Here is a 14,076-nt window from a genome sequence, read left to right as displayed (position 1 = left end):
TCACACGGCCCGGCCGCAGGGCGGCACGCGACGGATCGAGGTGCGGCCGTGAGCTGGGAGTCGCCCGAACGGTTGTGGCTGCTGGCCGGCGTCGCCGCCCTGGTGGTCGGCTACCTGCTGGTCCAGCGGCGGCACAGTCGGTACGCCGTCCGGTTCACCAACCTGCGTCTGCTGGACAAGGTGGCGCCGGCCCGACCCGCGTGGCGTCGGCACGTACCTGCCGGGCTGTTCATCGCGATGCTGGCGCTGCTGGTGGTGGGCTTCGCCCGCCCGACCGACGAGGTGCGGGTGCCCCGGGAGCGGGCCACCGTCATCGTGGCCGTCGACGTGTCCCGGTCGATGCTCGCCGACGACGTACCACCGGACCGGTTGATCGCGGCGAGGGAAGCGGCCCGCGAGTTCGTCACCGAGCTGCCGGAGGAGTTCAACGTGGGTCTGGTGGCCTTCGCCGGCAGCGCGTCGGTGATGGTCGCCCCCGGCAGCGACCGTGAGGCCGTCACCGCCGGCATCGACCGGCTCGACGAGGGCGTCACCGGCATCCAGGGTACGGCGATCGGCGAGGCGATCCACACCTCTCTGGAGGCGATCCGCACCCTGGACGCGCGGGCCGCCGAGGAACCGCCACCGGCCCGGGTGGTGGTGCTCTCCGACGGGGCGAACACCTCGGGACGCCAACCGACGCTGGCCGCCGCCGAGGCGGTGGAGGCGGGCGTACCGGTCGACACCATCTCCTTCGGCACCCTGGACGGTCGTATCGGCGGCGGTCAACCGGTCCCGGTCGACGGGGAGACCCTGCGAGCGGTGGCCGAGCAGGCCGGCGGCGGCTACTACGAGGCGGGCAGCAGCGACGAGTTACGCGAGGCGTACTCCGACATCGGTTCGTCGGTCGGTCACCGGCTGGAACGCCAGGACGTGTCGGCACGGTTCATCGGTGCCGGTCTGGTGCTCGCCCTGCTGGCCGCCGCCGCCTCGATGTTCTGGTTCTCCCGACTGCCCTGACCGCCCCGTACCACGGCCTTCCCCGAGGAGAGGACGACGCATGTCGAGCACGATTCCGGGGCTGGGCGAGCCGCGCGGCCCACGCTTCGTCTCACCCGCCCTGACACCCGACGACCAGCCGGCCGGGTCCGCTCCGGTCGCCGTACCACCGGGCGCACCGGCGGGGCCCGCGGGTCCGCCGTACCGGCCGACCGATCCGAGGGACCGACCCGCCGAACCGGCCGCCGCCACCACGCGCTGGCCCCGGACGCTGCTGGCCGGGCTGGCCCTGGTCGCGGTGTCGGCCGGTGCCGGCGGCGTCGCCGGTCACGTCGCCGCCGACGACGCGCCACCGGCCGCCCAGGGGGCCGCGCCGGGCGACCCGGCAACCGGTACGGGTGGCGACCTGGTCGCCGCCGCCGACCGGGTGCTGGCCGGGGTGGTGTCGGTGCGGGTGTCGACCGGTGGCCGGGGCGCGTCCGGATCCGGGTTCCTGATCGACGAGCGTGGCCACGTGGTCACCAACGACCACGTGGTGGCCCGTGGCGGCACGATCCATGTGGTCGGTCAGGACGGCCGTCGGCTCACCGCACGGTTGGTCGGCCGCGACCCGGGTACCGACATAGCCGTGCTGCGCGTCGATCCGGGTAACGGCCTGCGCCCGCTGCCGCTGGCGCCGGCCGGCCAGACGCGGGTCGGTGAGCCGGTGCTCGCCGTCGGTTCCCCGCTCGGACTCTCCGGGACGGTGACCGCCGGGATCGTCAGCGCCCTGGACCGGCCGGTCCGCCTCGGCGGCGGGGCCAGGCAGCCGGCGGTGCAGACCGATGCGTCGATCAACCCGGGCAACTCCGGCGGCCCGCTGGTCAACGGCCGGGGTGAGGTGGTCGGCGTGAACACCGCCATCGCCACGCTGGAGGGCAGCGGCAACATCGGCATCGGCTTCGCCATCCCGGTCGACCGGGCGGCTCAGGTGGCACAGGGGCTGATCGCGAGGGGATGACGGGAAGATGCGGCTGCTCGTGGTGGAGGACGAAGAGGACCTGGCCGGCGCGTTGCGGGTCGGGCTGGTCCGGGCCGGTTACGCCGTCGACCTGGCCGCCGACGCGGCGCAGGCGTACGAGCTGCTGTTGGTCAACGCGTACGACCTCATGCTGCTCGACGTCAATCTGCCCGACGTCGACGGGTTCGCGATGTGCCGGGCCATCCGCTCGGGCGAGGTCGAGGTGGCCGGCGGGCAGGAGCTGCGGGTGCTGATGCTCACCGCCCGCGGTGCGCTCGGCGACCGGGTCCGTGGCCTCGACGAGGGTGCCGACGACTATCTGGTGAAGCCGTTCGCGCTGGTCGAGCTGCTCGCACGGGTACGGGCGCTGCTGCGCCGGGACACCGGCGGGACCGGGGCGGTGCTCACCGTCGGCGCGTTGAGCCTGGACGTGGCGCGGCACGAGGCCCGGCGCGGCAGCCGGCAGCTGCACCTGACGCGCAAGGAATTCGGCGTCCTGGAGTACCTGATGACCCGCCCCGGACGGGTGGTGCCCGCCGAGGAGCTGCTGGAGCACGTCTGGGACGCCAACGCGGACCCGTTCACCGAGACCGTCCGCGTCACCGTGGGTACGCTGCGGCGCAAACTCACCGGTGACGGCGACGCCCCGGCGATCGAGACGGTCGTCGGGCGCGGCTACCGGCTACGGGAGGTACGGACGTGACTGTCTTCCGCTCGATCCGGTTCCGGTTGACGGTGCTCTACTCGACGCTGCTGTTCGCGCTGGCCGGTGCGGGTCTGCTGGTGGCGTACATCGCGGTGGACCGGGCGGTCGATCCCAAGCCGATCACCAAACGGTACGAGGCGCAGTTGGTCAAGCTCAAGAGCGACGGGAGCAAGGTGCCCACCGGCACCACGCTTGAGGTGGCCGAGGTCCAGCAGATCGAGGACGAGGTGAACCTGCGGCTGTTGCAGACGGTCCGGGACTATTCGTTGATCGCGCTCGGTGGGCTCTTCGTGGCCAGCCTGGGCATCGGCTGGGTGCTCTCCGGCCGGGCGCTGCGCCCGGTGGGCGCGATCGCCCGCACCGCTCGGGAGATCCAGGCCACCGACCTGTCCCGACGGATCCGCCTGACCGGTCCCCGCGACGAGCTACGCGACCTCGGTGACACCATCGACTCCATGCTCGACCGGCTGGACCATGCCTTCCACGCCCAGCGGCAGCTCATCGACGACGCCTCGCACGAGCTGCGCAGCCCGCTGGCGATCATCCGGGCGAACCTCGACGCCTCACTCACCTCGCCGGAGGCCGGCGAGCAGGAGCGCACCGCCGCGGTGGCGACCATCGACCGGGCCACCACCCGGATGTCCCGGCTGGTCGAGGATCTGCTGGCCACCGCCCGTCGGGACGCCGACTCGATGTCCGACACCGATGTGGACCTCAGCACCGTGGCCCGCGAGGCGGGCGAGGACTTCGCCACCCTGGCCACCGGCCGTGGCCTGCGGATGCGGTACGCCCTCGGCCCGGGTCTCGCCCTCATCGGCGATCCCGACGCGCTCCGTCGGGCCGCCGGGAACCTGCTGTCCAACGCGGTACGCCTCTCCCCGCCCGGCGGGGCGATCAAGGTGGCGACCGGCCGGGCGGGTGACTGGTTGTGGTTGGCCGTCGTCGACGAGGGACCGGGCATCGCCGAGGGCGACCAGGGCCGCGTCTTCGATAGGTTCTGGCGTGGCGAGGCCGGGCGGAACGGTTCCGGTGACCGGCGGACCGGGTTGGGGTTGGCCATCGTCCGGCAGATCGTCGAGTCGCACGGCGGGCAGGTGGCGGTGTTCTCCCGGCCCGGAGCGGGCAGCACCTTCGTGTTGTGGCTGCCGTCGGCCGACCGGACCGGAGACGGCCGGCCACCGACCGGCGCGCCGCTGTGACTTGTGCCGACGCCGTCCGGGTGAGCGGCTGACCGCGTCCGGAGCGGCCGGGCCCACGCACGGTCCGGCCGCTGCGGGCTGAGCGATTCGTCATGCAACTGTCATGCAACCGTGCGGTCGACTCCAAGGTCGTTGCGCAAGGTGGTGGTCGATCGAAACGGCGCGTCGGGTCGCCGGTGTCGACGACGAAGGAGACCGTTGTGGTGATGCCGTGGCCTTGGCCGATGCCCGACGATCACTCCTTCCGCGCCCTCTGGGACGAGCCGCAGCACCACGACGAGGACGTCCGCCTCGCCGCCCTGGTCGCCCAGCGGCTGAGTGCCGACTGGTCGACCCGCCGGCAGCAGATCACGGTGATGGTGCAGAACCGGGTGGTGATCCTCACCGGCCTGGTCGCCAGCGCCGAGACCCGTCGCGCGGCCGGTGAGTTGGCCTGGGACGTCGAGGGCGTGACAGACGTGTGCAACGCGCTGCGGCTGGCCGGGCACCGGCGGAGCCGCCGCTGAACTCCGGCCCGTCCACGGCGCCCGGCACCGGCGCCGTGGACGGGCCGGACGCGGCGACCGATCAGTCGCGGCGCGCCTGCGGGTCCGCACCCGCGGAACCCTCGAGGCGGGCCAGCGCGGCGGCGCGTGAGTCCGCGACCGGGAACACCTCGTCCAGTCGGGTGACGCGGAGCACCTGCCGGATCAGTGGCGAGGTCGACACGACGCAGAGCAGTGCGCCGCGGTCGGTGGCACCGCGGTGAGCGCGGACGAGCACCCCGAGGGCGGTGGAATCGAGAAGATCCGTCCGGCCGAGGTCCACCACGACGTGTCCGCCCATGTCAGCCGCGTGTTGCAACGCCATCTGCAGCGTCTCGCCGGTGTCGAGATCGACGTCGCCGGCGACGGTCACCACGGTCACGGCACCGAGATGCTCGATGCCGAGGATGCCGCCGGGCACGCCTGCGGCGGCGGGGCCGAGGCGGGTGCAGTGCACGCAGCGGTGCGGACCGTCGGCCAGCGGGAAGCCGCTCCAGCCGTGCTCCGACAGCAGCGGCCACACCAGCTCCGCGTCGGAGGACAACCGCGGCCCGGTGACCGTGTCACCGCAGTTGTCACAGGTCAGGGTGACCAGGTGGTCATCCAGGACGACGGCCATGGCGTGCTCCTTCCCAGGTCAGAGGGGACGGGATCCCACCCTGCCGCCACCAGGTGGCGGGCACCGCGCGGACACATGACGGTTGGATGACGAAACGGCTTCTCGCCGCTCCCGCCACGTCCAGCGACGTTCACCGGAACGTGCCGGGCCGTACGACGCGCGGCGTTCGGAGCGCCGCCGGCACGGACGGTGCGACACCCCGCGGGGGCTGTCGGGTCGGATGGGCGACGACGGGTTCGCGTTCGTCGTCCGGTTTGAGATGATAGACGTAAAGAGATCATTTAATCCCTGTGCGTGACGGGAGGTCGAGGGATGCGTATCGCACTACCTAGGGACGAACCGGTCGGCACGCTGGACGTGGTGCACCGGTTCCGGGGCCCGATGCCCACCGGGGTGACCGTCTCGCACCGTGGCCGCCTCTTCGTCAACTTCCCCCGGTGGGGTGACCAGGTGCCCGCGACCGTGGTGGAGTTGCGCCGCGGCCGCGAGGTCCCCTATCCCGATCTGCGATGGAACACTCCGTCCGGCGACGACGACGCCTCGGCCTTCGTGTCGGTGCAGAGCGTGGTGGTCGACCCGGCCGACCGGCTCTGGGTGCTCGACACGGGCAGCCCGATGTTCCAACCCACCTCGCCGGGCGGACCGAAGCTGGTCCGCGTCGACCTGAGCACCGACACGGTCGCCCAGGTGATCACGTTTCCGCCCGAGGTGGCCCTGCCCACGACGTACCTCAACGACGTGCGTTTCGACCTGCGGCGCGGCGAGGCGGGGTTGGCTTACATCACCGACTCCGCCGATGGTGCTCCCAACGCCATCATCGTGGTCGACCTGGCCAGCGGGACGTCGTGGCGGCGCCTCAACGACCACCCCTCCACCAAGGCGGCGCCGCTGGCGGATTTCCGTCCGGTGGTCGAGGGACGCCCGTTCATGGTCCGTCCCCCGGACGGTCCGCCACAGCCGGTGGGTGTGGGCGCCGACGGCATCGCGATCTCCGCCGACGGCGCACGCCTCTACTACTGCGCCCTCGCGACCCGGCGCTGGTACAGCGTCGCCACGGACGCCCTGGCCGACCGCAGCCTGGGCGACGCGGAGGTCGCCGCGACCGTGATCGACGAGGGAGACAAGGGCGGCGGTGCCGACGGCCTGGAGTCCGACGACGCCGGCCGGCTCTACCTCACCAACTACGAGCACAACGCGGTCCTGCGGCGTCGCCCCGACGGCGAGTACGAGACGGTGGTGCACGACGCCCGCCTGCTCTGGCCGGACACCCTGAGCGTGGCCACCAACCGACATCTCTACATCACCGCCAACCAGGTGCACCGCCAGCCGCCGTTCAACCGGGGGCGCGACCTGCGACGCAAGCCGTACGCGTTGTTCCGGACCCGTATCGACGCAGGACCGGTCCTGCTGCGACCGTGATGGCCGCCGCCCCCGATCGGGTGGCGGTGGCGCCCGGTCGGGGCGACGCGTCGCACGTCGCACGTAGCGTCGGGGAGGAATGTCCACGAGGTGAGGAGCGGGTCGTGACCGAGCCGGAGGAAGAGCGTGAGAAGAGCACGAAGACCGACCAGGTGCTGTTCTCCCCGGACGGCGACCCCCACCACGACCCGGCGCAGACCCCACGACCCGACGAGCACCCGCCGGTTACGTACACCCACGACGGCGAGACCGACGTCATCGACGGCGAGCAGTAGCACCTAGGCTCCGCCGGCGCGTACCGCGGCGGCCAGCTCGTCGTCGTACGTGGCCAGGGCACGTCCATCGGCGGAGTAGGCGACCAGCCGCCCGTGCACCATGGTGGCCGAACGGAACGAGAACGTCCGCACGCCGGGGTAGGCGGCCAGCAGCGGAATGGTGCGGGGTGGACCGCCCGGGGCGGAGTGGTGTCGAGCCGGGCCACCTGGCCGGAGACCACACCGTTGACGCGTACCTTCGTCTTCTCCCGCCGGGTGCCGAAGGTGACCGGGGCGTCGGTGCGGTAGCGGGCGCATTCGACCGGACCCCGACACACGAAGAAGTACCGCGGGTCGACCACGTCCGACAGGCGGTACGCCTTGAAGGTGGGGTCGGCTCCGGCGGGCAGCGGCTGCACGGCGAAGAACGCCAGCGCGCCGAGGGAGGCGACACCCACCCGCAGCCAGCCGCGCCGGACGTCGACCCGGCGGTGGGTACGACCGGCGGTGAGCGCGACAGCGCCGAACCCCGCAACGCAGAGCAGGCACACGCCGAGCGCACGGGCGTTCTCGAAGAGGAACTGCACACCGGGTCGGGTCGACACCGGGGCCAGGACGACACCCAGCGACAGCACCATGCTGGCCAGCAGCGCGACGCCGGCGACCCGACGGGTCACGCCGACGGCGCCGACCAGCAGCATCGCCGCCAGCACGGTCCACACCTGGTGATGCGTCCAGGAGACCGGGGAGGCGGCCACGGTGGCGCAGCCGACCAGCACCACCGCGTGCCCGGTTCGGCCCTGCCCGGCGAGCCCTCGGGCCCGCAGCAGGGCGAGCGCGCAGATGAGCGCCACCAGGGTGGCCCAGATCAGTGGCAGGGACCGTTCGGCCACTCCGAGACGCAGCAACATCCCGTGTACCGACTGGTTGCCCAGCGACGCCAGGTTGCCGATCCGGGAGGTCTGCGCCACCGTGCCCGCCCAGTAGGTCATGCTCTCCGTCGGGAGGACGACCAGCGCGAGCGCCCCGCAGCCGACGAAGGCGGCCGTCGCGCGGGCCGCGTCCCGGTACCGGCCGCAGGCCAGGAAATAGAGCACGAACAGCAGCGGGGTGAGCTTGATCGCCGCCGCCACCCCGACCAGCACCCCTCGCGCCCGCGAGGGCCGTCCCATGCCGTCGAGCAGCGCCATGAGCACGATGAAGATGCTCACCTGCCCGAAGCGCAGATTGCTCTGCACGGGTGCGGAGACCATGAGCGCCACGGCGACGGCCGCGACGGCGGCGGAGGGCGAGGCCATCACGCCGGCCGCACCGGCTTGCGGGCCAGCCGACGGCAGGGTGCCGCGTCCCGCAGCCAGCGCGTGGCCGACCGGTACCGCGACGGCCACCACGGCAGCGCAGGTCGCCGCCAACCAGAACGCCTCGGTCACACCGAGGGGCACGGCCGTGATCGGCCAGAGCACAAGCGCGGCGAACGGTGGATACGTGAACGGACCCCCGTTCGTCGCCGCGTACTCGTACAGCGGTCGCCCGGCCCGCAGGTCGACCAGTGCGCCGTGATAGATGTGCAGGTCGGACAGACGGTCGGGACGCCGGAGCACGACGGCGACCGAGATCAGTGCGGCCAGCGCGAAACCCGCCCACAACAGCATCACCCGTCGATCCCGCACAGCCAGAGGATAGGGCGCGGATGCCGCTCCGGGTGCGGTGCGGCCGCTTGCCGCTGATCCACCGCCGCTGGGCGCGGCCCCGTCGCCGCTGGGCGCTACCCGGCCGACGCTGGGCGCTGCCGGGCCGGCGCACCTTGTCACACCACCCGAAGACCACGAAGCTTGTCGATGTTCCTGAGTCGGACGAGGTAGGGCACGGGCAGTCCTCGATGGGAACGAAGCCCTGTCCACCTTCCGCCCGGAGGACCTGTTTCGATGAAGAAGGCGATCAGACTGTGGTGTGCCGCCCTGGCGGCTGTCGCCCTGACAGCGCTGGCCGCGCTGTCGGTGCCGAACCCCGCGTCGGCGGCCACACTGACCGAGGTGACCAACTTCGGCAGCAATCCGAGCAACCTGCGCATGCACCTGTACGTGCCGGACCGGGTCGCGCCACGGCCGGGGCTGCTGGTCGTGGTGCACTACTGCACCGGCAGTGGGCCCGCGATGCACTCCGGCACCCAGTTCGCGTCCCTGGCCGACCAGTACGGCTACATCGTGATCTACCCGTCGGTGACCCGCAGCAGTCAGTGCTTCGACGTCTACTCCCCGCAGGCCCTGCGTCGCGGCGGCGGCAGCGACCCGGTGGGCATCATGTCGATGGTCGATCACGTCCGGGCCCGCTACTCCGTCGACCCGGCCCGGATCTTCGCCACCGGCGTCTCGTCCGGGGCGATGATGACCAACGTGCTCCTCGGGCTCTACCCCGACGTGTTCGCCGCGGGAGCCGCCTTCGCCGGCGTACCGTTCGGCTGCTTCGCCACCACCGGCGGCTCGGAATGGAACAGCGAGTGCGCCAACGGCCAGGTCATCCGGACCCCGCAACAGTGGGGTGACCTGGTGCGCAACGCGTACCCGGGGTACACCGGACCGCGGCCGCGGATGCAGATCTGGCACGGCACCAACGACGAGATCCTGCGGTACCCCAACTTCGGGGAACAGGTCAAGCAGTGGACCAACCTGCACGGGCTGAGTCAGACGCCGACCTTCACCGACAGCCCGCGGTCCGGCTACACCCGCACCCGGTACGGCATTTCCGGCGGCAACGCGGCGGTCGAGGCGATCAGCATGCAGGGCGTGTCGCACAACCTGCCGGTCGACGCCGCACAGGCGCTGCGGTTCTTCGGGCTCGACAACGCGACTCCCTCGCCGACGCCGACGGTCACCCCCACCCCGACTCCGACGGTCAGCCCCACCCCGCCGCCCTCCCCGACGCTGCCGCCGGGTACCGGCTGCCGCATCGGGTACGCCGTCAACGCCTGGAACACCGGCCTGACCGCGTCGGTGACCATCACCAACACCGGTCCGACGGCGGTCAACGGCTGGAACCTGGCGTTCACCCTGCCCGCCGGGCAGAGCATCACCAACGGCTGGAACGCCACCTACTCACCGGCCTCCGGGGCGGTGACCGCCCGGAACGTCTCCTACAACGCCGCCATCGGCCCCAACGGCTCGACCACCATCGGCTTCCAGGCGAACCACAGCGGTAACACCGCCAGCCCGACCTCGTTCACCCTGAACGGCACCCCCTGCGCGATCGGCTGACCGTCCACCCTTCCCGCCCGACACCGGTGCCCGCCACGGGCACCGGTGTCGGCTCGCGTCGACGCACCCATTGGCTTAATCGAGAGTTGCAGATATATTTCTGTCGATGTCAGGAAAGCGCTTGCCCTGCGTCGTCAACCACTCCGGCACGCGCTCCACCACCAACCCGCACCCGGAGGAACCCGCATGCTGCTCAGGACAGGAAGACGGACGCCGCGACGCTGGCTGGTCACCACAGCCACCCTGGCGCTGCTCGGTGCCGGTGTGGTGGTGGCATCGCCGAGCGCCCAGGCCGCGACGGTCGATCCCAACACCACGTACGTGTTCGTCAACCGGCACAGCGGCAAGGCGATGGACGTGTGGAACTGGTCCACCGCCGACAACGCCCCGATCAACCAGTTCGCCCGTAACGACGCCGCCGTGCAGCAGTGGCGCTTCGTCGACGTCGGTGGCGGCTACTACCAGATCCGGTCCGTGCACAGCGGCAAGGTTCTCGAACTACCCAACGCCAACGACGGCGTCCAACTCGTACAGAACACCGCCGCCAGCGGCAACACGCGTCAGCACTTCCGGCTCGCCGACTCCGCAGGCGGGTACGTCCGGTTCCTCAACCGGCACTCCAACAAGGCCCTGGACGTCTGGGGGTGGTCCACCGCCGACGGCGGCATGATCTCCCAGTACCAGGACCTCGACGGCACCAACCAGCAGTGGCAGTTGGCCACGCTGAACACCGGTGGCGGCAGCGGGTGTGGCAGCGGATCCTTCCACGCCGAAGCAGTGCTCAGCGGCAGCACCTGGACCGCCCGCAACGGCGGCAGCACCGTCTACAGCGGTAGCAGCATGCAGGCGGCCGTGCAGGCGGCGGTGAACAGCCTCAGCGCCGGCCGGACCAGCAAGCAGCGGGTCGTCGTGCGGGGCTCCGGCACGATCAGCGCGGGCTCGCGCATCTCGCTGCCCAGCTACACCACGATCGACGTGTGCGGCACCATCAACGTGACCGGTTCCGGCTCCGGCGACCAGGCGCCGATCTACTCCCGCGGCACCACCCAGGTCGAGGTGCAGAACCTCACCGTCACCGGCGCCCCGCTCTACGGCATCTTCATGCGCAACGTCACCAACGTGATCCTCGGCCGTATCGACCTGCGGCTCTCCGGCGGGCTGGGGGTACGCATCGACAACCGGGGCGACACCAGCCAGTGGACCCGCAACGTCCGCATCGACGACGTCTACGTCTCCGGCACCGGCACCCACGGTGTGGAGACGTACGGGGTGGACGGACTGACCGTCGGTACGGTCACCGCCCGCAACGTCGGCGGCTCCGGCCTGCTGCTCAACGAGACCATCAACGCCACCGTGACCACTGTCGACGCGGAGAACGCCGGCACCGGCACCGGCTACGCGGCGTTCCGTACCGCCAACCGCGCCGGGCGGGTCGGCTCCGGCTACCCGACCAACATCCGGGTCGGCACCGTACGGGCACGCGGCGGCGGCCGGGGCGTCTTCTGTGTCTCCGAGTCCGGCGGCGTGGCGATCAACCGCGTCGACATCGCCAACACCGGCAACAACGCGATCCTGATCGAGAACTGTTACGGCGTGGACATCGCGGCCGGCGGCGGCACGATCAGCGGGGGCGGTGAGGTGCGGTTGGCCGCCCGTACCGAGTTCCCCGGCAACCGGGACATCACCCTGCGGAACTTCACGCTGGCCAACAGCCGAATCCTGGAGAGCCCCTGCACGAGCAACCTGACCATCAGCAACATCACCCTGAGCAACTCGACCATCAGCCGGTGCTGACGGTCCCGGCGCCGCCCGCGTCGCGCGGGCGGCGCCGGACAGGGTGAGGCGAGCGGGCTGGGCGGTGCGCTCAACGTCGATCCGTCACGGTTGACAGATCATTCAGAGCAATCCCAGACTGGCCCGGTCGATCCGGACGGTCACGCTGGGAGCCTGGATGAAGATCGCCGATGCCCGGGTCATCGTCACCTGTCCCGGACGGAACTTCGTCACGCTGAAGATCGTGACCGAGGACGGGGTGACCGGCGTCGGCGACGCCACCCTCACCGGCCGGGAACTCGCGGTCGCCAGCTACCTGACCGAGCATGTCGTACCGCTGTTGGTCGGCCGGGACGCCGACCGGATCGAGGACACCTGGCAGTACCTCTACCGGGGCGCGTACTGGCGGCGCGGACCGGTGACCATGAGCGCCATCGCGGCGGTGGACACCGCGCTGTGGGACATCAAGGGCAAGGTGGCCGGGCTGCCCGTCTACCAACTGCTGGGCGGTCGCAGTCGCGAGGGGGTCACCGTCTACGGCCACGCCAACGCCCCCAGCGTGGAGGGTCTGCTGGCCGAGGTGGCCCGTTTCCTCGACCTCGGATACCGCGCGATCCGGGTGCAGTGCGGCGTGCCCGGCCTGGCCGACACCTACGGCGTCGCACGGCACGGATCGCATCACGAACCGGTGGGCTCGGCCGTTCCGGACGAGACCGTGTGGAGCAGCGAGCGGTATCTCACCCATGTGCCGTCGGTCTTCGCACAGGTCCGCAGCGAGTTCGGACCCGACGTGAAGCTGCTGCACGACGCGCACCACCGGCTCACCCCGATTGAGGCCGCCCGGTTGGGCAAGTCCCTGGAGCCGTACGCCCTGACCTGGCTGGAGGACCCGGTTCCGGCGGAGTTGCAGGAGGGCTTCCGGCTGATCCGCCAGCACACCACCACGCCGATCGCGGTCGGTGAGGTGTTCAACTCCATCTGGGACTGCCAGCAGCTCATCACCGAGCAGCTCATCGACTACGTGCGGGCCACCGTCGTGCACGCGGGCGGTATCACCCACCTGCGCCGCATCTTCGACCTCGCGCACCTCTACCACGTACGCAGCGGATCGCACGGCACCACCAGCCTGTCGCCGGTGTGCCTGGCCGCGGCGCTGCACCTCGACGTGAGCATCCCCAACTTCGGACTACAGGAGTACATGCCGTACAGCGGGGCCACCGACGCGGTATTCCCGCACTCGTACCGTTTCGCCGACGGATATCTCCACCCGTCGGAGGAGCCGGGGCTCGGGGTCGACATCGACGAGGAGTTGGCCGCGCGGCATCCGTACCGTCCGGCCGCATTTCCGGTGAACCGGCTGGAGGACGGCACGCTGCACAACTGGTGACCACGCCGGAGCCCGGCGCGGGGCATGTCCCCGCGCCGGGCCGGTGAGGTGCGGATGGATCAGCTACCGGTGCAGGTGGGGGTACCGGACGGACCGGTGCCAGTGCCCTGGAAACCGAACTCGGTGCTGTTCCCGGCGCTGACGCTGCCGTTGTAGCTGACGTTGCGGAACGACACGTTGCCACTGGTGCCGCTGGCGGTGGCGTTCCACGTGTTCGTCACGGCGGCGCCACCCGGCAGCGAGATCGCCACCGACCATCCGTTCAAGCTGGTGGAACCGGCGTTGACCCGTACGGTGGCGACGAATCCGCCGTTCCACTGGTTCAACGACACCGATGCCGTGCAGCCGGATCCGCCGGGCGGCGGGGTGGTCGGCGGCGGGGTCGTGGGCGGCGGAGTGCTCGGCGGCGGGGTGCTCGGCGGCGGCGTGGTGGGCGGCGGGGTGGTGCCGCCCGCGTTCAGGGCCTCAAGGGTGGCGTTGTACGCGGGCTTCTTGTTGCCGTTGTTGTCGAACAGCAGCGGGGTGCCGTAGGAGCGCCACGAGTCGCTGTCGCGGATGCCCCACACGGTGATGCCGGTGCAGCGGGGCACGGCGAGGCAGTCGTTGACCACGTTGCGGTAGGTGTTGGCCTGCGTGGTGCCGGAGCCTTCGATGTCCAGCTCGGTGATCTGCACGTCCACCCCGAGGGCGGCGAAGCTGGACAGGGTGGTGCGGTAGTTGCTGTTGTACGCCGACTGGGCGTTGAAGTGCGACTGGAACCCGACGCAGTCGATCGGTACGCCGCGCTGCTTGAAGTCCTGCACCATCCGGTACACGGCCTGGGTCTTGGCCCACGTCCAGTTGTCGGTGTTGTAGTCGTTGTAGCAGAGCTTCGCGCCCGGGTCCGCGGCGCGGGCGGCGCGGAAGGCCGCCTCGATCCAGTCGTTGCCGGTGCGCTGCAGGTTCGAGTCCCGCCGCGCGCCGCTG

At 71.2% G+C, this 14,076-nt stretch carries 12 protein-coding genes; 9 read left to right on the top strand and 3 right to left on the bottom strand.

Going from position 1 to position 14,076, the window contains the following annotated elements; translation table 11 throughout:
- Window positions 1-48 precede the first annotated feature (48 nt).
- From SM447_RS25035 to SM447_RS25015, 5 genes are all read left to right on the top strand, one after another.
- Complete coding sequence (locus SM447_RS25035) at window positions 49-999, top strand: VWA domain-containing protein (protein ID WP_474575315.1); 951 nt, start codon at window positions 49-51, stop codon at window positions 997-999.
- Window positions 1,000-1,039: 40 nt separating this feature from the next.
- Entirely contained in the window at window positions 1,040-1,978 is a 939-nt protein-coding gene (locus tag SM447_RS25030; protein ID WP_474575314.1) for a S1C family serine protease, read from the top strand.
- Window positions 1,979-1,985: 7 nt separating this feature from the next.
- The gene (locus SM447_RS25025; protein ID WP_474575313.1) at window positions 1,986-2,681 is read left to right on the top strand and encodes a response regulator transcription factor; all 696 of its coding nucleotides are present in this window, start codon (window positions 1,986-1,988) and stop codon (window positions 2,679-2,681) included.
- Window positions 2,678-3,883: a sensor histidine kinase gene (locus tag SM447_RS25020; protein WP_474575312.1), complete on the top strand. Its 1,206-nt coding sequence runs from the start codon at window positions 2,678-2,680 to the stop codon at window positions 3,881-3,883. Before SM447_RS25025 ends, SM447_RS25020 begins: the two co-directional genes overlap by 4 nt.
- A 206-nt stretch (window positions 3,884-4,089) precedes the next feature.
- Window positions 4,090-4,389, top strand: a complete 300-nt coding sequence (locus SM447_RS25015; protein WP_474575411.1) for a BON domain-containing protein — start codon at window positions 4,090-4,092, stop codon at window positions 4,387-4,389.
- A 61-nt stretch (window positions 4,390-4,450) separates the two neighbouring features.
- Here the strand turns inward: SM447_RS25015 and SM447_RS25010 are convergent, their stop codons facing one another.
- Entirely contained in the window at window positions 4,451-5,026 is a 576-nt protein-coding gene (locus SM447_RS25010) for an STAS domain-containing protein (RefSeq protein WP_474575311.1), read from the bottom strand.
- Window positions 5,027-5,338: 312 nt separating this feature from the next.
- On the opposite strand from SM447_RS25010, the gene SM447_RS25005 reads away from it, so the two are divergent.
- Entirely contained in the window at window positions 5,339-6,445 is a 1,107-nt protein-coding gene (locus SM447_RS25005) for an L-dopachrome tautomerase-related protein (protein WP_474575310.1), read from the top strand.
- On the opposite strand, the gene SM447_RS25000 is transcribed toward SM447_RS25005, so the two are convergent.
- Window positions 6,360-8,369, bottom strand: a complete 2,010-nt coding sequence (locus SM447_RS25000) for a glycosyltransferase 87 family protein (RefSeq protein WP_474575309.1) — start codon at window positions 8,367-8,369, stop codon at window positions 6,360-6,362. The genes SM447_RS25005 and SM447_RS25000 overlap by 86 nt on opposite strands.
- A gap of 255 nt (window positions 8,370-8,624) precedes the next feature.
- Between SM447_RS25000 and SM447_RS24995 the strand changes: the two genes are divergently transcribed.
- The 3 genes from SM447_RS24995 to manD all read left to right on the top strand — a co-directional run bounded on the left by SM447_RS24995 (window position 8,625) and on the right by manD (window position 13,110).
- Entirely contained in the window at window positions 8,625-9,950 is a 1,326-nt protein-coding gene (locus SM447_RS24995) for an extracellular catalytic domain type 1 short-chain-length polyhydroxyalkanoate depolymerase (RefSeq protein WP_474575308.1), read from the top strand.
- 186 nt (window positions 9,951-10,136) lie between these two features.
- On the top strand, window positions 10,137-11,744 hold the full coding sequence (locus SM447_RS24990; protein WP_474575307.1) for an RICIN domain-containing protein: 1,608 nt from the start codon (window positions 10,137-10,139) through the stop codon (window positions 11,742-11,744).
- Window positions 11,745-11,901: 157 nt separating this feature from the next.
- On the top strand, window positions 11,902-13,110 hold the full coding sequence (gene manD / locus SM447_RS24985) for a D-mannonate dehydratase ManD (protein ID WP_474575306.1): 1,209 nt from the start codon (window positions 11,902-11,904) through the stop codon (window positions 13,108-13,110).
- Between the two features lie 59 nt (window positions 13,111-13,169).
- On the opposite strand, the gene SM447_RS24980 is transcribed toward manD, so the two are convergent.
- Window positions 13,170-14,076, bottom strand: a 907-nt coding sequence (locus tag SM447_RS24980; protein WP_474575305.1) for an endo-1,4-beta-xylanase, incomplete at its 5' end; no start/stop codon positions are given.

The sequence above is a fragment of the Micromonospora aridisoli genome, from assembly GCF_056150025.1.
The sequence above is the reverse complement of the archived record's forward strand: the minus strand, read 5'-3'. Positions and strand labels throughout refer to the sequence as shown.

Bases quoted from the DNA above. Each gene is read 5' to 3' on its own strand.
- SM447_RS25030 (WP_474575314.1), top strand. From the start codon at position 1,040: ATGTCGAGCACGATTCCGGGGCTGGGCGAGCCGCGCGGCCCACGCTTC.
- SM447_RS25025 (WP_474575313.1), top strand. From the start codon at position 1,986: ATGCGGCTGCTCGTGGTGGAGGACGAAGAGGACCTGGCCGGCGCGTTG.
- SM447_RS25015 (WP_474575411.1), top strand. From the start codon at position 4,090: ATGCCGTGGCCTTGGCCGATGCCCGACGATCACTCCTTCCGCGCCCTC.
- SM447_RS25010 (WP_474575311.1), bottom strand. From the start codon at position 5,026: ATGGCCGTCGTCCTGGATGACCACCTGGTCACCCTGACCTGTGACAAC.
- SM447_RS25005 (WP_474575310.1), top strand. From the start codon at position 5,339: ATGCGTATCGCACTACCTAGGGACGAACCGGTCGGCACGCTGGACGTG.
- SM447_RS24995 (WP_474575308.1), top strand. From the start codon at position 8,625: ATGAAGAAGGCGATCAGACTGTGGTGTGCCGCCCTGGCGGCTGTCGCC.
- SM447_RS24990 (WP_474575307.1), top strand. From the start codon at position 10,137: ATGCTGCTCAGGACAGGAAGACGGACGCCGCGACGCTGGCTGGTCACC.
- manD (WP_474575306.1), top strand. From the start codon at position 11,902: ATGAAGATCGCCGATGCCCGGGTCATCGTCACCTGTCCCGGACGGAAC.